Below are 16,689 nucleotides of genomic sequence, written 5' to 3'. Positions count from 1 at the left end.
TATTTTTTTATATATTTTCCAACTGTTACTTTTGCTAAATAATGGTACGATAGAATTATAGTATGGAAAGAAGGGGCATTGTATGGAGTTAATCAAGGTATCCTTTGATAGGAAAATGATATTACGCAACCTCATGGAACTATATCAGTACGATATGAGTGAATTTGAGGATAATGGTGAAGATGATGTAAATGAGTATGGTCTTTTTGATTACATGTATCTTGATCATTATTGGACAGAAGAAGGTCGATACCCCTTCTTTATTATGCAGTCTGGTAAGCTGGCGGGTTTTGTTTTAGTTCGTGAAATTGCTGATAGTAAATCGTCAATATTCTCAATTGCGGAATTTTTCATATTAAGAAAGTATCGAGGACAAGGTATTGGTAAAAAAATTGCTCATAAAACGTTTGCGATGTTCAAAGGGAATTGGAGCGTTTCTTGGTTGGAAAAAAACTTGGTTGCGAAGTTATTTTGGACGAAGACGATCAGCGAATACACGAACGGTAATTGTATTGAATCCTTACAGATAGATAAGCCATCATTAGAATTTATTTCATACTGAGCTTATCGAGCAGCAGAACGCAACTTCAATTGATATAGATTAAGCTAACGGACAAGTACTCTTTTTATGGTAATATAGGAGTAGCTGCCATGGGGTAAGTAAGAGGCTGCTATCGCGTTAGTTCAAAAGGAGGAATACGTTGATGCAGGATCTTAAGTTATTTGACTCTGAAGCTTTATTTGAGCACTTATATCGAAATGCTCCGATTGGGATCGCTTTAATCTCTATGGATCGCAAATGGTTAAATGTTAACCCTGCGGTTTGCCATATTTTCGGCTATTCAAAAGAAGAATTCATGAATTTCACACTAGAAGATATCCGACATCCTGATGATAAAAACAACACCAGTGGTTTACTAACTGCTTTATTGGATGGGGTTATCCCTTCATTTGAATTAGAAAATAGGTACTTTAATAAAAATGGTAATATCGTTTGGGCTTCCGTATTTGTTTCATTAATTCGTGATGATAACGACGGGAAGCCTATATATTTTATGACCCAATTTATCGATGTAACCAAGAACAAACTAGCAGAGCTAAAACTGCAAGAAAGCATTGAACGCTATACGTCGTTAAAGAAATACAACCACGATGCTATTATTTCATTTGGTTTGGACGGCATTATTATTAATGGCAATATTATTGTGCAACACATGACCGGATATCCGATTGAAGAGTTAATCGGCAATGGAATGTCCAAATTAATAGGTGAAAAAAATGCGACGAATTTGCTTTTGGCATTAAACGATCATGTGGAAATCGAAAAAGTTGAAAAAGAAATCACTTTCATTCAACACAAGGATGGTTATTCCGTTGAAGTGTTAGTAACGTTAGCTCCAATCATCATCCAGACGCAGACGAAGGGCTTTTACATCATAGCGAAAGACATGACGGAACAGAAAAAGTTAATCATTGAGAAAGAAGCCGCTGAAAAGACGAATAAAGCTAAAAGCGAGTTTTTAGCCATGATGAGTCATGAAATCCGTACGCCGATGAACGGAGTTATCGGTATGACAGATGTTCTTTTAGAGACCGAATTGGACGAAGAGCAGATTGAATATGTACAAATTATTAAAAAGAGTGGCTCCACATTGCTTATGATTATCAACGATATTCTGGACTTCTCCAAAATCGAATCCGGTAAAACCGAATTAATGGAAGAACCCTTGAATGTGGCTGATATTATATCAGAATCGCTAAGTATGGTCATGTCTAAAGCTCTAGAGAAAAATCTGGAGATCACGACATCGGTCTGTCCTAAGGTTCCTAGCTTGGTTCATGGAGATATTACGAAGTTGAGACAAGTTTTGATGAATTTACTCAGCAATGCCGTAAAATTTACGCCAAACGGTGCGATTTCGATCAGTGTTGATAACGTATCGCAAGACCTGAATTCAGTTCGTCTTCAATTTGCAATTAAAGATACAGGTATCGGTGTACCTAAGGAACAGGTAGTTCATTTATTTGAACCCTTTTATCAAGTTGATCATTTTATGACTCGGCGAACAGAGGGCACTGGTTTAGGATTAGCTATCTGTAAAAAGCTTGTTGAGCTTATGGACGGTGAAATCTGGCATGAATCTTCCGAAGATCAATCAGGATCAACTTTCCTGTTCACAGCCAATTTGAAAGTTTTATCGAATCATGTAGATGCGTCGCCATATGATATGTGGCCACAACAGGATGATATCGTCGAAAATTCAGCAGCACAACCCTTGAAAATATTAATTGCTGAAGACAATGAAGTGAATCAAGTTGTGATCAATAAAATGTTAGAGAAACTCGGGCACAAAACGACCTTGGTACATAACGGAAAAGAAGCCGTGGAAGCTGTTAAACGTAACAATTACGATATCATCTTCATGGATATTCAAATGCCCTGGATGGATGGATTAACGGCAACGAAGTTAATTACTGACATGTTAAATGGCAAGAAACGCCCGTATATTGTGGCAGTGACAGCTCACGCTATTAAAGGCGACTGTGAGAAATATTTATCTGAAGGTCTGGACGCATACATCAGCAAGCCGATTAGTATTAACGCAATTTCAGAAATTATTGATAGACTTGAGAAGTTGAAATCAAAAGTGAGAGATTGAGACGGGTGACAAGTACATTGTCCGAATGAAGTCCGCGTAAACCGCGGGCTTTTTTTGTTATCTGATCACTGTCAACACGAATAATTAACCCTTTTCGACATCGGCCGCGGTAGACATTCCACGCTTCGTGACTCCGGCGTTATTCATTTTCATATGGGCGGCAAGACCCATATTTTAATGCCCGGTGATAGCCTAGAGATTCCAGCCGGCGTAGCGCATTATTTCTGGAATGAAAGTGCCGAGGAAGCACATACGATTCAGCGATTTTATCCGGCGCTCGAGATCGACGGCTTTTTCAAATGCTATTTCGCGTTTGCCAGAAACGGCATGCTCAACAGTAAAGGATTGCCCAGCCTGCTTCGTATGTCGCGTCCGATGCTCAAATACCAAAACGAAATCCGCACGGTAAATCCGCCGTGGGCCGTTCAAAAAGCCGTGTTCACGGTACTCGCTCCGGTTGCTGAAATGCTGGGCTACAAGAAGACCTACGAATAAGCCGGTAAACCATTTCTTTGAAAACCACTGACTCGAATGTCAGTGGTTTATGTTGTTTTTCAACACGAATGACGCAAAATATCACTAAAATTCAAATAATACATTTCTATTGGAAGCAAAAGTATAAAATTTGCACTGGTTCGTGTAAACGTATGTGGTATTTTGAGATCAGGAGGGAAATACATGGAAAACTTAAGTGAAGATTTGGACTCCTCATCGGAGGAGAAGTCGCAGGCGCCGGTGCAGTACCAAAATGCGCGTCAAGTATGGCCGGCCGATTTGGAGGCGAACGCCAATTTCCCATTCCGTCCGGCTGCTGCACTCGTCACGACACAGAATCCCCCCGACTTTAGTTGGCCATTTGTACCCGGGGCGGACCTTTACTGGCTGGAACTCTCGCAGGAGGCTGCCATGGATCGAGGCGCTCGCGAGACAATGGAGTTGACGAACAACTTTTTTAACTTTCCCTACACATTAAATGCGGGGATTTGGTATTGGCGGGTAAGGTACCATAATCTAGCAGGGGGCTGGTCTGAATGGAGCCCTATCCGAAAGTTTCGGATCACGGAATCAAGCGTACCATTCCCCGTGCCGCCGATAAACGAGATGCTGGCGCGCATGGAGGTCGGTCATCCGAGAGTTTGGACGAATCCCAGAGTACTTTCTGACTTCCGTGCACGTCGTCAGCATGGCACCGCGAAGTTGGTATTCGAAAAGACTCACGCTTTAGTGCTTGCAAGTCTAGAAAAACTTTTGCCTGAGGACCCTAATTTCCCTTATATGGACGGTTCCCAATCTACAGGTTCCCCAGCTTACGTTAAGGCTCTGCAGGACCTTCGTAAATATACCGATTCAGCGCTCGACCGGTTACTGGCAGCCTCATTCGTTTATCTTCTTACGGGCGACCGCGTTATCGGAGACCATGCTAAAAATCTTTTGATGGAATTCACTTCTTGGGACTGCGACGGGGCAACCCGATTCGATATCAATGATCAAGTCCACCGCGCTATCGCCTACCGTTCCTCTATCGCCTATGATTGGGTGTACGATTTGCTGTCGACGGCAGAACGAAAGGCTGTTCAGCACATGGTACATACACGTGTTTCTGCGTTAATCGACTATTATTTAGTCCGACAACCTATCTATCAGTTTCCGTTTGATTCTCATGGTTGGACGATCATAGGCTATATCGGACTTATCGGCACGATCATGTTGAACGATATCCCGGACGCTGAAGACTGGGTTCGACAATCTATACCCCCATTCATCAATCTGCTGCCACCATGGGGTGGAGAGGATGGCTCCTGGTCTCAAGGAACTGGATACTGGCAGTGGTCGTCCGGCTCCAACAAGGAATTGATGGACGTTCTACTGAGCGCAGGCGCCATAAACCTATATGATAAAGCATTCTCTCGCAACGAGGGACTGTACCCGCTTTACATGTTCCCGCATGGAAGCCCGTCCGGCGTGTTCGGCAATGATAGCCACTACAAACCGGATTTGCCAAGCATCAGTCTCTTGAACCGCATGGCTCATATATATGGCGATCCGCGCATGAAGTGGGCGTCCCAGGCGATCGGTGAAGAGCCCTCGCTAGGTTTGCACGATTACATCTATGGTGATGATCGTCTTGGTCAATTGCCCTTATGCGATCTACCCAAATCTAAGTGGTTCCCGACGACTGGACTTGTTGCTATGCACGATGACCTCCGATCCTGAGAGAATCTCTCTGTATTTCCGTTCTAGTCCTTACGGCAGTTACAGCAATAGTCTAGCAGACCAAAATAGCTTCATCCTGCATGCCTACGGCGAGTCACTTGCGATCAAAAGCGGATTCTACGATTATTACAACAGCGCTCATCACAAGGGGTTCACCAAAAGGACGATCTCTGCGAACGCGATCACGTTAGATGGAGGGCAGGGGCAGCCAGTCAACGACTTCGACGCCAAGGGGCGAATTGTTGGATTCGCGTCCCATCCCGCCTTCGACGCTACAACTGGTGATGCCGTTGGAGCCTATGAGGGTGAGCTTACTCGCGCATTTAGACACATCGTTTATGTGAGGCCTTCTGTCTTCGTCGTCATCGACGACTTAGCAACCTCCAAGCCGGCTGGTGTCTCTTTTGAATGGAATCTACATGCGAATCAGCGTCTGACGCTCGATTCTAACGGTGGCGCAACGATTGAAAAGGGGAAGGCCGGTTTGAAAGTTCGCTTTCTTGGTAGAAAAGCTTGCAGTTACCAGGCTTCGGTTAAGACTCATTTCCGTGATCCCAATGGGGAGGAGGTGCCTCCGGTCGCTGGCTTCTCAGGTATGACACAGGTACATGCGACGTTTGCGACATCCAAGACGAACGCTGCTATCCTAGTTGCGACCCTTGCACCCTATAGGTTGGACAATTCACCAGAAGAGATAATGTCGGAGGAATACGAGGACTTTATCCGATTGGCATTCGCTGATGGTACCATGCTATACGTACGAACGGCGCCGGAGGGTCTAGTAGATACTGGCGGTTTCGGATTTCGATTCGAAGGCGCGGCACTGGCGGTCCGTGATGGATCTCTATTGCTCGTACACGGTACGAAGGCCGAACGAGACGGAATCATCGTCGCCCAGAGCAACATGCTCTCTACAATTGCATGGGGAGACGGACGACTTTCCGTGTCCGTCGAGGGCGAGGCGAATCTATCCCTCCTTATGTCCAGTCCGATCCACCTTCGTGACGAGAGTACGGGTCACGATCTCCCAGAGGGAGGGAATATCGAAAATCGCTTAAACAGTCAAGGCGTGCACTGGACGGCGTCGTCCGATCGACTACAACTGCAGCTGGAGAAGGGTTATCGTGCATTTACACTGGATGAGTCGCCTATGCCGGGATCGCTACAAACAGTGATTCTGCCTACAGAAATTGATGGCGTTATTGGCCAAACGGTGCTGGAGGCATGGCGGGACATTGACGGTCTTCGTGTCTCTTGGGGGAATCTAGAAATTGAACCTGGTCATTACGAAGTTTTGCAGGCACCAGAAGGTCTAACGTTCACACGACACGGGCGTATCCGAGATGGGGTACTGAGCCTACGGGAGCCTATCATACTCCGGGGTGAGTCTGCCATGCTTCGACTTAGACGAATCTGATTTACGAAGAGGTTAGATTAAGCTTACGGAGAACGATTGAATCGCAAGAGAAGGCAGCTGCCCTATTTGGGTCGGTTGCCTTTTTTCTCATCTATAACAAAAATGATCGTAGATTTTGTATTACTATTTGTTGTTTTGCTGAATTATTAATTAATTGATATTCTTTTATACTTACTGTAAACCGAGAAAGAAAGGATTTACAATTTGATGAAGGTGGTTTGAGCTTTATGACAGGAGCAATCCATGAACGATTTGCAAGAAAATCTTCTGTATCTGACGGTTGGTCAGGACAAACCGAATTAATCTGGCATCCGGCAGAGGTGGAGACCCATTATGAACAGCCACGTAACTCGTTTTGCTATTTTCGCAAAACGTTTGAACTTGCCGCGATGCCAGTTAGCGCAACGATCAAAATTTTCGCGGACTCCAGATATAAATTGCATGTGAATGGCGTCTATATTGGCCGTGGTCCTTGCCGCAGTGATCCACGCATGCAATATTACGATGAGTTAGATATTTCCGCCTATCTGAGACCCGGACCGAATGTGATTGCCGTATTAGCCGCCCACTACGGATATGGAACGGGGCAATCCGTGAGCCGGATACCCGCAATCGCAGCGGAAGCGACTGTTGATTTTGATGATCACCTTCAAGTTAAGGTCCATAGCGATTCAAGTTGGAAATGCCTCCTCGCAGAGGCATTCAACCGCGAAGCACCGAGAATTAACGGCTGCCAGGGCCCGATTGAAATTTACGACGCCGGGTTGGCACCAGGTGGCTGGTTGGAAACAGGTTTTGATGACGTGAGCTGGATTGCAGCGAAGGGTCGCGGGATCCAGTTATCTCCGTTCTGGAATTGGGCGGCGCGTGACATTCCATTGCTTGAAGAATCGGAATTGGCAGCGAACATTATTGCGGGCATCGGTACCATGACAGAGATCCCTTATCCGGTGTCCCAGTTGCATAAACAGATTCACACCGAAGAACAATCCATTCGAATGCAAGTCAAGGACAAAGAGCGGTTTGACGAATACATGTTTGCAGCCCTTCCCGAAGGAGAAGCATCGGTTATTACATTCGAGTTTGCTGAGACGGAAGCTGGCTATTTGCAACTGGAGGTAACCGGCTGTCAAGGAGATGTCATTGATGCTGTGCATGCCGAGGAATTGTGGGAAGGCAAGGCTTTAATTAATCTTAACAGCAGTAGGTCTATTGACCGATTCATTCTAACCGAAGGTCACAACGTATTGGAAACTTCGTTTGCCTGGCGTGCTTGTAAATACGTGCAATTCCGATTGCGAAATCACCGAGGGCCAGTTACGTTCCATCGTGTAGGTCTTCGAACGAGAAAATATCCGCTTAAAAGGACAGCAGAGATGGTGTGCAGCGACGATCGCTTGTCTGGTATCTGGGATATTTCGGCACGTACCCTTCGGCTTTGCATGCAAGACGGTTTTTTGGATTCATCCAGCCGGGAACAGCAGCAGTGGATGGGAGACGGTAGATGGCAGGCCGTTATCAACTATCATTATTCTGGAGATTCGCGCCTGCATCGCAAGCTGCTGAAACAAATCGGACAATCGCAGGATTGGATGGGTATGACCAAGTCGAGATATCCGGACGGACATCACAATTTTCCTCCGATTCCTTCCTTTTGCCTTGCTTGGATTTGTTCTTTCAAGGATCATCAAACGTACAGCGGGGATTTGGAGCTCATTCAGGAATGGTGGCCTAATGTTGTATTGGCGCTTCGTTGGTTTTCTGCATACGAAAATGAATATGGCCTCCTAGCTGATGTTCCGTATTGGTCTTTCACGGATTGGGGGGAGAGACCAGACGGCCCTGTGCCAGACGACCAGCGGGGCGGCATGATTACTCCGCTTAACTTGCAATACCTTGAAGCGCTGCAGATTGCATGTGAATTTGCCGGGCAATTGAATGACGCGGATGCGAAAGAGGTATATTTAGAGAAGATTCGTACGTTGAAGTCTTCGATTCCTGCTTTGTTATGGGATGAGAGCAAAGGCGCATACGCCGATTGCCTTGTTAACGGCGCGCTCAGCGACAGCATCAGTGAACCGACTAACGCACTAGCCATTCTTCATCTACATGAGGAAAAGGACGAGAGAGCGATTGCAATTTACAAGAACGTTTTCGAGCCGGAAGCCAGAAAGAATGTTACCGCGGGCAGCCCCTTTTTTATGCTTGTTATCTGTAGAGCGCTAATTAAGCTCGGCAAGGCGAAACGAGCGCTCGAACTAATTCAGGAGCGTTACGGCGTTATGCTAGATGCCGGCTCAGACACGACTTGGGAAATTTGGGAAATATTTCATCAACAAAAAAATGGGCAAGTTAATTTCTCAAGCGCTAGTCATGCGTGGGGAGCGAGTCCGATTGTATTTGTTTTTGAAGGCATCTTTGGATTTCAGTCGATCGAGCCTGGCCATCGGCGGTTTTCTTTGAGCCCGGACCCGTGCGGGATTGAAGAGATTCAAGCAGATCTACCAGTGGAAGCAGGAGAAATCAAGATGAAGCTGTACCATACCACTACTCAGCAATGGAAGCTTGAACTGGGTATACCGCAGGGGTATGTGGGAACAGTTTACGGGGAAGAATTCGGGGCAGGCTCGTACATTATAGATGTACCGACAAAGAAGTAACCTACAATGGAAGCCCGGCTACTTATATTCGGATGGTGAAAGCAGGTAGAGGAAGAAGATATCACATTAAAACAATTGTCTGAATGAAGGTCCGCGTAAATCGCGGGCTTTTTTAGTTGACTTAAAGGCAATGACTTTTGGCATAGGGAATGAAAATATTCATGTTCTCGGCCAAATGTCGTGCCTTTTTCTTATGCATTTCATGACTTTTCACAGATTTACCGACGGTTTAATCTTGTTATAATTTTTCGTGCTAGGAAGAAAGGAATGATAGGTATGATAGGTTTAGGAAACCACTGAATGATGACACCGAAACAATACACGCATACAATGTGAAAATATTGTGCAACAAATTCAACCAATTGTACGTTTGAAGTATTGTAAGTGAAAACTACTTTCAACGAGGAGATAGAAACTAGCGTAAGCATTAGAGAAATGATGGCAAAACAAAATCAGGAGGAATTTAAATGAAGAAGAAATTGTTAATTGCGCTTGGACTTTCTGGTGTTATCGCAGCATCTGTTGCTGTTGGGGCTTATGCGGCAACGGATATTAAATTATATATTAACGGGAAAATAATCAATGCGGATTTGCAGATTGTAGATGGATCAAGCTATGTTCCTTTGAGGGTTGTTTCTGAGTCACTTGGAGCTGACGTAAAGTGGGATGGGGACAAACGGGAGATTAGAATTGTAGGACAAACGGGTCAATTAAGTCAAACCGTTTATGAGAATACCCAATATGGCTTCCGTTTCACGCTGCCGGACAGTTGGAAAGGGTACACGATCGTAACGGACAAATGGGAGGGGCTTTCTGATACGCAAGGTGAAAAGATCAGCGGCGCTAGCCTCAGCATCCGCCACCCCCAATGGACGGCTGAACAGCCTAGACAGGATATCCCTATCTTCGTCTTTACGGTCGACCAATGGAACCAGCTTCAGCAGGATAAAGTCCACATTGGCGCAGCGCCTATCGGCCCAAGCGAACTGACGCGCAATGATAAATACGTGTTCGCACTTCCAGCACGCTATAACTTTGCGTATCCTGATGGCTATCAAGAAGTAGAAGATATCTTGAAGAGCAATCCGATACAACCGATGAAGTAATCAAATACTGACTTACAAAAATAGATGTAATCATGCACTGAAAATGGGCTGTCTCCAAAAGAGACAGTCCATTTTTGCCTTAGCTAGAAAGTGAAGTGATAAAGGAACGCTATCAATATAATAAAAATATTAAAGCCATGTTTATCGAATATTCATGATAATATACCACTATCTGGAAAAGGTGGTGGTCATGTTGGATATCAAATTACTATCGGATCGTTTTAGGATTTTTGCAGAAAGGGAATGTAAGAACTCAAGCCGCCTTTATGAACATCTTGCTGGGAACATCGCAAATGACCTGGAATTGCTTCAACTAGCTGCGCACTCCAAACCAGGTCAACCAGTACCTAACCTCTTACTTGGGGCAGTTCATTATTTGCTATTAAGTGGTGTAGAACATGAGCTGGCCTCATATTACGCTAGTGTAGTAGACAATCCAAAGGTATCTACAGGAGCAATAGATAGTTTCAAGGATTTTTGTAAGCAGAATGAAAAAGAGATCATTCAACTTGTAGCAAATAAACTTGTCCAAACTAACGAAGTTAGACGTTGTGCCTATTTGTACCCTAGCTTTTGTCATATTTATGAAATGTCAAAGAAGCCATTAACCCTTTTAGAAATAGGAACGGGTGCTGGATTACAACTCATGTGGGATAAGTATGCCTACTCCTATAAATCTAATCATAAGTACGGATCTTTGCAGTCGACTTTAGAAATTAGTGCAGAGATTAAAGGAGATAAATTCCCATTTTTGTTAGAGCATAGTCCACCTGTCATTCGAAGAATCGGTTTGGATTTACACGTAAATAACCTAAACGATTCAGAAGATTACCTTTGGCTAAAAGCATTAATTTGGCCTGAGCATAAGGAGCGTAATTTGTATTTTGAAACAGCTGCACATTGCCTGAAAAACGAACCTATCGAACTAATTGAAGGGGATGGGGTGGCCATGCTCCAGGAGATTATTCCAACCGTGTCTCTACATTCATCCATATGTATTTTTCATACCCATGTAGCCAACCAGATTCCTGTTGCTGATAAGAGAAAATTGATTGAGCAAATTCAAGCCTTGGGTAAAAAGAGGGACGTGTTTCATCTCTATAACAATATGTGGGACTCAGACCTTCATCTTGATTCTTATATAAATGGAATTGAATACAAAGAGAAACTTGCAGAAACAGACGGACATGGTCGATGGTTTACGTGGAAGTTGTGATTCTCATTGAACGATCGGGGTACATGAGTTTAAGAACAATCCTCCATTATCATGGAGAGCAGTGAGCCTCTGCAAGATGGTAGTCGAATCCGTATAGAGTAAAAAAATACGATTTGGATATATTGAATATAAATCCATTGTTCAATCGTCTGACAAATTAATTCGTTCAAGAAGGGAGGTCGTGTACGTCATGTGGTTGGAAACCATAAAAGATTTCTTCCTGATCGCAGGAAGGATTGTGACGATTTTCCCTCTTATGTTGATTGTCGGATTATTTATGGGTAAACGGTCTCTTGGAGAACTGCCTGTATTTGATTTTCTGGTTATCCTCTCCTTGGGATCCGTCGTCGGGGCTGATATAGCCGAACCCGACATTAGCCACGTCCATATTGCAATAGCCATCGTCTTAATCGGTCTGCTGCAACGGATTGTCTCTATATTAGCGATTAATTCAAGAATATTCGGAAAACTAATCTCGTTCGAACCAACAATCGTGATTCATCAGGGGAACTTGTTGGTCAATAACCTCAAGAAAGTACGTTACTCAATCGATAATATTCTTCAGATGTTGCGAGAGAAGGATGTATTTCATCTCCCGGATGTCGATCTTGCCATACTAGAGGCAAACGGTAAATTGACTGTGTACAAGAAAGGCCCGAAATCTGCACCAACTCTCGAAGATTTGGGGGTAGTCAAGCGGCAAATCGATTTGTCCTATCCTTTAATCGTAGAAGGGACCTTATACAACGAAACGCTTGCTTATATTAAAAAAGACGCATTATGGCTGAAGTCGCAATTGCAAGCAAGAGGGGTGTGCCAAGACGATATTTTCTATGCTTCCGTTGACGATAATGGCATCATTTACATTTCAGATAAAACTATTCTAAATCCTCCACCTATGCGACACTAATTCATTTATTTAATTAAGAGATGTGAATGGATGTAGAAAGACCTCCAAACCACTTCCGCGGTGTATGGAGGTCTACAATAGGTAGGATTTTTATAACAAACCTTATTTCGTATTTCGATTAATTAACTGACGGGGATTCATGTTGTTCTGAATGTCCAGCTTCGGTGAAGCCCCGCTCGCGATCTGCTCCCAACCAACAATCTTGAAGTTCTGGTTGATCTTCTTGCCGTTATCCATGTTAGCATCATCCTGAGAAACGAAGATACCATTAGGATACTTTGCTCCAAGACCAAAGCTCATGACATCGATACCATCTGTCTCACTGGTTCCATCGATTTTATCATCATCTGCAATGTTGAAAGTCGTCATGAAAGGATTATTGCCTTCACGATTATAAATAGCATAGCTGTTACTACCCTGACTTGAAGCGATGAGATAGCCCGACCCATCTTTGCCATAATACAGTGTCAGACCCTCGATATCATCTTGTAGACGGCGTCCATCTGCAATATCTACAGTCGATAGCGGTTCTTTGGAACCATCAGGCTCAGCGCTATATTTCCAAATCGCATAGTCTTCTTCTGCAATATACATCGTTCCGTATTCATCATCAGCTACAAGACCTTCTGATTGCGTTGCGAGGTGAAGCTCACGAACGAGCTTCCCTGCAATTTTACCATTGCCATTATCTGAGAGCTCATATTGTTCGAATTCGCCTTTTTTCCCAAGAACAAGTGCGTAAAATTTCCCTGTTTTCAAGCTGTGGTACAAGCTGAATCCGTAAACTTCACTCATGCTGGACTTAATGGGTTGGGCAACGATATCCGTCAATTCACCTGTTTCCCCCGAGATCACAAATACGTCAATCGTATTCGTAGTGCGGTTGGACGCAGCAACGATATCAACTTTTTTGTCACCTAACGGGAAGTCATATCGCAGGTCAATATTATTCATTTTACCAATTTTGTAAGACTGCAATTGCTTGCCGTCCAAGTTATATACAAGCAAGCCGCCTGCTTTATTCGTAGCGACCAACTTACTCTTCGTTGGATCCTTCGGATCTACCCAAATGGATGGATCGTCGGCGGCATCTTCCCCAGAGTCAACCGCTTCTGTCTCTCCCTGTGCTTTCACGGAGAAAGTCGGAATGACATCTTTTGAATCTTGGTATTTAGCATTTTCTGCAAGAATACTTTGCAGCAATGATGCAGGAATAACCGTTTTTTCGTCGACCAACTTCACTGGAGTAGAAAGTTTGGCTTCTTTGCCAGCTAAGCGGTACTTCGCATCATCGATAGTTACAATCCCTGCAATGCCGTTCTTCAGCTTGAATGTTACCGTACGATCTTTCGTATCCCAACTGATCTTCGATCCAATCTTCTCAAGTTGTTCACGCAATGGTACATAATCCGAGCTAGCAGCATTAAGGTGCAGAGTGGGCAAGAGCATCCCCGCGAACATTGTAGTAGCAATCAACAACTGTGTTTTTTTCATTTTGGATAGTCTCCCTATATTTCTTTATTTGTTATATTCTCGCTAACTGTTACATCATAACTAACTAGTGTTAAATCATAGTACATGTAATGTAAAAGATATGTAATATATGAATCCAAGCATGACGATAGAGATTGGATAAAAAGGGCATTTTAAAAAGCTGTTAGAAGCTTGACCTGAACTATGGATCAGGTTGTAGACTGGGGACACGCTCCTAAAGGAGACGTGATATGAAGGAGGTCATCCATGGAAGACACGAGCTACCTAATCTCGGATATTGCTTCTCATACAGGGCTGAGCATAGATGTAATCCGTTATTATGAGAAAATTGGCGTGTTACCGCCTATCAGTCGCAAGGAGAATGGTCACCGCATTTATTCCCGTTCTGACCTTGAACGTATTATGTTTGTCACTCATCTCAAACGAACACAAATGCCATTAAAAGACATTGAACAATACGTTCGTTTCTATAACGAAGGGCAATATGACCAATGTTACAACGTGCTTAAAGAGCACAAGCATTACATTGAAACCAAGCTCGCAGAAATGACCGAGTCGCTTGAACGAATGAATTACAAGCTGGAGAACTACCAACAGATCATTCAGACATCTATGATAACGGAGGAAAATACAAATGAGTAATAGCGACATAACGATGCAGACACCTATTCATTCAGGATTCGGTCCTAGAACGATGGCGATAGAGGCATTACAAGGAGAAGACTTAAGTGGAAAAGTAGCCATTGTAACCGGGGGTTACTCCGGTCTAGGTTTAGAGACAACACGTATACTTGCGGAAGCAGGGGCAACTGTCATTGTTCCCGCGCGTACACCTGAGAAGGCACTTGCTTCAGTTGCAGGTATCCCTCGGGTTGAATTAGAATCATTGGATCTATTAGATCCTACTTCCATAGATGCTTTTGCTGAGAGGTTCCTTCATTCTAATCGCCATTTGCATATTCTTGTTGATAGTGCTGGAATTATGGCATCACCACTTTCACGCGATAAACGTGGGTATGAATCGCAGTTTGCAATAAACCATTTGGGACATTTCCAATTAACAGCTAGACTTTGGCCAGCTTTAGTCAAAGCAGAGGGAGCTAGAGTCGTGTCTGTCTCTTCACGCGGCCATATGATTAGCGGTATTGACTTTAGCGATCCTAATTTTGAGAAACGTGAATACGACAAATGGATGGCGTATGGCCAATCAAAAACAGCAAATGCCTTATTTGCAGTTGAGTTAGATAAACGCGGTAAAAACCATGGCGTTCGTGCTTTTTCTGTACACCCTGGATCTATTGTAACTGATTTGTCGCGTAATTTATCGGATGATGAAATGCGTACAATGGGGGCCCTTGACGAACACGGGCAACGGAGTTTTAGTGCGTATAACGATGAGCTGAAAACTATTCCAGAAGGTGCAGCTACAATCATCTGGTGTGCTGTAAACAAGCAGCTGGAAGGCAAGGGTGGAGTCTATTGCGAGAATGTTGATATTGCACAGGCAGTGCCTTCCGATAATCCTTCAGGACCAGGGGTAAAACCTTGGGCAGTTAATCCTGAATATGCCGAGCAACTTTGGCAACTTAGTGAAAGCTTGACCGGTATAAAATTTCCTGAATAAGAAATCATTCAGAACAACAAATAAATTTGCCATTTATTAATATCCTCGTACTCAATATGAATAACAACCAAACACAAAAATCGTTCAACCTAGGTGTACGATTTTTGTATTCAATATTATTTTATATGCCAATACGTTCAAAATAGCCTATTACTCCATTCATTTGGTCTATGGCTATTGCGAAATATATTAATTACTTGTATAGAGGGTATTCGACGGGATAGGAAGCCTAGCATTCAAACTTCCAACCTCGATTTCAGGTTTGAGTTGATGTCCATAACTTTGAAATAATTCCGTAATGGCGGTAAGTAGTGCAGAGTCTTTATCCTATGGATGCAAGTTCTTGTCATAATTGCAGAACAAGAACTTGCATCAAGCTTATCCCAAGTTAAAACTTACGGGCCTTCATCATCATGTAGCTGCCTTCGAAATTGAGCAATTTACCATTCTCGCTGTGGACCTTGAGCTGCTGTCGATCTGCTTCTGGCCAGTTTAGAATATCATTCTCCAACTCTTGCTGGATCTGGTCGGAGACATTCATTCGAGCACACCAGTCAGTGAATTCGAAAGGCTTACCTGTCTGCAACAGCTGTTCAACCTGAAATCCATTTAACTCAATGCGACGAATCCATTCTGTTTTCTTCCATGCGCGGAAGTGGCTCGGGTCTCGTCGTTGTTCAATATGATTATAAAGAGTGTCAATCCGATCTGATTCTGGAGCGACGTTGTCCATTAAAATGAAGCTGCCGCCGTGCTTTAATACACGCCAGGCTTCTTCTACGAACCGGTTGGGGTTAGGGAAGTGATGAGCAGCGATTCGGCAGGCGACGATATCGAATTGTTCTTGGACAAAGGGAAGATTTTCCGCATCCCCAACAACGTACTTCATATTTGTACAGCCCTTGCCGGCAAGAAAAGTTTCCGCTTGTTGAAGCATCTCGGTCGCAATATCCAATGTGGTCACTTCACTGACGTGGGAGGCCAGCGCCAAGGCACAATGTCCGCCTCCGGTTGCAATATCGAGCGCTTGAACAGCATTCTCCGATTGAGCCCATTCGATCAATGTGTTTAAATCCTGGCCGGATGAATGACGTGTGCTAACAACATAATTAGAAGCGTTGGCACCGAATTGCGCTTTCACTTGTTCCTTAATATCCATTTCATCACTCCTTCATTAATTTCATACTGTGAAACACAGTTTCAATGAATGCAATATAAATGTAACATGCTTAATTATCCTTGTAAAGCTGGAGGGACCTGTTTAATTGAGCAGTATTGACTAACCAGGACGAGGCTGCCGAGTAAATCGGCAGCCTTTTCTCAATTTGCAACTTCAGCCATCAAGACTCCGATTCCCCCTCGCTCGTTATCCAAAATCCACAAGGTTT

13 protein-coding genes are annotated in these 16,689 nt (G+C 43.9%); 11 read left to right on the top strand and 2 right to left on the bottom strand.

Annotated elements, in window-relative coordinates; translation table 11 throughout:
- The first annotated feature begins 133 nt into the window (after positions 1–133).
- The 9 genes from J2736_RS31225 to J2736_RS31185 all read left to right on the top strand — a co-directional run bounded on the left by J2736_RS31225 (position 134) and on the right by J2736_RS31185 (position 12,183).
- Complete coding sequence (locus J2736_RS31225; RefSeq protein ID WP_310502472.1) at positions 134–562, top strand: GNAT family N-acetyltransferase; 429 nt, start codon at positions 134–136, stop codon at positions 560–562.
- Positions 563–704: 142 nt separating this feature from the next.
- Complete coding sequence (locus J2736_RS31220) at positions 705–2,660, top strand: PAS domain S-box protein (RefSeq protein WP_310502471.1); 1,956 nt, start codon at positions 705–707, stop codon at positions 2,658–2,660.
- A 99-nt stretch (positions 2,661–2,759) separates the two neighbouring features.
- Positions 2,760–3,155 (top strand): cupin domain-containing protein, encoded by a 396-nt coding sequence (locus tag J2736_RS31215; protein ID WP_310502508.1) that lies wholly within the window; start codon positions 2,760–2,762, stop codon positions 3,153–3,155.
- Between the two features lie 183 nt (positions 3,156–3,338).
- Complete coding sequence (locus J2736_RS31210; protein WP_310502470.1) at positions 3,339–4,874, top strand: DUF4962 domain-containing protein; 1,536 nt, start codon at positions 3,339–3,341, stop codon at positions 4,872–4,874.
- Entirely contained in the window at positions 4,858–6,291 is a 1,434-nt protein-coding gene (locus tag J2736_RS31205; RefSeq protein WP_310502469.1) for a heparinase II/III domain-containing protein, read from the top strand. The genes J2736_RS31210 and J2736_RS31205 overlap by 17 nt, the downstream gene beginning before the upstream one ends.
- 227 nt (positions 6,292–6,518) lie before the next feature.
- A complete protein-coding gene (locus J2736_RS31200; protein ID WP_310502468.1) occupies positions 6,519–8,951 on the top strand; it encodes an alpha-L-rhamnosidase-related protein in 2,433 nt (810 codons plus the stop codon).
- A gap of 467 nt (positions 8,952–9,418) precedes the next feature.
- The gene (locus J2736_RS31195; protein ID WP_310502467.1) at positions 9,419–10,057 is read left to right on the top strand and encodes a copper amine oxidase N-terminal domain-containing protein; all 639 of its coding nucleotides are present in this window, start codon (positions 9,419–9,421) and stop codon (positions 10,055–10,057) included.
- A 190-nt stretch (positions 10,058–10,247) separates the two neighbouring features.
- Positions 10,248–11,273 (top strand): DUF2332 domain-containing protein, encoded by a 1,026-nt coding sequence (locus J2736_RS31190; RefSeq protein WP_310502466.1) that lies wholly within the window; start codon positions 10,248–10,250, stop codon positions 11,271–11,273.
- Positions 11,274–11,469: 196 nt separating this feature from the next.
- Positions 11,470–12,183, top strand: coding sequence for a DUF421 domain-containing protein (locus J2736_RS31185; RefSeq protein WP_397342041.1), 714 nt, complete (start codon positions 11,470–11,472; stop codon positions 12,181–12,183).
- A gap of 102 nt (positions 12,184–12,285) precedes the next feature.
- On the opposite strand, the gene J2736_RS31180 is transcribed toward J2736_RS31185, so the two are convergent.
- Positions 12,286–13,677 carry a phytase gene (locus tag J2736_RS31180; RefSeq protein ID WP_310502464.1) on the bottom strand — a complete coding sequence of 464 codons (1,392 nt, stop codon included), beginning with the start codon at positions 13,675–13,677 and terminating at the stop codon, positions 12,286–12,288.
- Positions 13,678–13,923: 246 nt separating this feature from the next.
- Between J2736_RS31180 and J2736_RS31175 the strand changes: the two genes are divergently transcribed.
- Both J2736_RS31175 and J2736_RS31170 read left to right on the top strand, forming a co-directional pair.
- Positions 13,924–14,319, top strand: coding sequence for a MerR family transcriptional regulator (locus J2736_RS31175; RefSeq protein ID WP_310502463.1), 396 nt, complete (start codon positions 13,924–13,926; stop codon positions 14,317–14,319).
- Positions 14,312–15,301, top strand: coding sequence for an oxidoreductase (locus J2736_RS31170; RefSeq protein ID WP_310502462.1), 990 nt, complete (start codon positions 14,312–14,314; stop codon positions 15,299–15,301). The genes J2736_RS31175 and J2736_RS31170 overlap by 8 nt, the downstream gene beginning before the upstream one ends.
- Before the next feature lie 388 nt (positions 15,302–15,689).
- Here the strand turns inward: J2736_RS31170 and J2736_RS31165 are convergent, their stop codons facing one another.
- A complete protein-coding gene (locus tag J2736_RS31165; protein ID WP_310502461.1) occupies positions 15,690–16,460 on the bottom strand; it encodes a class I SAM-dependent methyltransferase in 771 nt (256 codons plus the stop codon).
- Positions 16,461–16,689: the final 229 nt, after the last annotated feature.

It is taken from the genome of Paenibacillus qinlingensis, from assembly GCF_031455095.1.
GTDB classification, from domain to species: Bacteria; Bacillota; Bacilli; order Paenibacillales; family NBRC-103111; genus Paenibacillus_E; species Paenibacillus_E qinlingensis_A.
This window is presented reverse-complemented; position numbering and strand designations above follow the sequence as displayed.

What these genes read in the sequence shown, in the direction of transcription:
- J2736_RS31225 (WP_310502472.1), top strand. Translation starts at nt 134, where the DNA reads ATGGAACTATATCAGTACGATATGAGTGAATTTGAGGATAATGGTGAA.
- J2736_RS31220 (WP_310502471.1), top strand. Translation starts at nt 705, where the DNA reads ATGCAGGATCTTAAGTTATTTGACTCTGAAGCTTTATTTGAGCACTTA.
- J2736_RS31210 (WP_310502470.1), top strand. Translation starts at nt 3,339, where the DNA reads ATGGAAAACTTAAGTGAAGATTTGGACTCCTCATCGGAGGAGAAGTCG.
- J2736_RS31205 (WP_310502469.1), top strand. Translation starts at nt 4,858, where the DNA reads ATGACCTCCGATCCTGAGAGAATCTCTCTGTATTTCCGTTCTAGTCCT.
- J2736_RS31200 (WP_310502468.1), top strand. Translation starts at nt 6,519, where the DNA reads ATGACAGGAGCAATCCATGAACGATTTGCAAGAAAATCTTCTGTATCT.
- J2736_RS31195 (WP_310502467.1), top strand. Translation starts at nt 9,419, where the DNA reads ATGAAGAAGAAATTGTTAATTGCGCTTGGACTTTCTGGTGTTATCGCA.
- J2736_RS31190 (WP_310502466.1), top strand. Translation starts at nt 10,248, where the DNA reads ATGTTGGATATCAAATTACTATCGGATCGTTTTAGGATTTTTGCAGAA.
- J2736_RS31180 (WP_310502464.1), bottom strand. Translation starts at nt 13,677, where the DNA reads ATGAAAAAAACACAGTTGTTGATTGCTACTACAATGTTCGCGGGGATG.
- J2736_RS31175 (WP_310502463.1), top strand. Translation starts at nt 13,924, where the DNA reads ATGGAAGACACGAGCTACCTAATCTCGGATATTGCTTCTCATACAGGG.
- J2736_RS31170 (WP_310502462.1), top strand. Translation starts at nt 14,312, where the DNA reads ATGAGTAATAGCGACATAACGATGCAGACACCTATTCATTCAGGATTC.
- J2736_RS31165 (WP_310502461.1), bottom strand. Translation starts at nt 16,460, where the DNA reads ATGGATATTAAGGAACAAGTGAAAGCGCAATTCGGTGCCAACGCTTCT.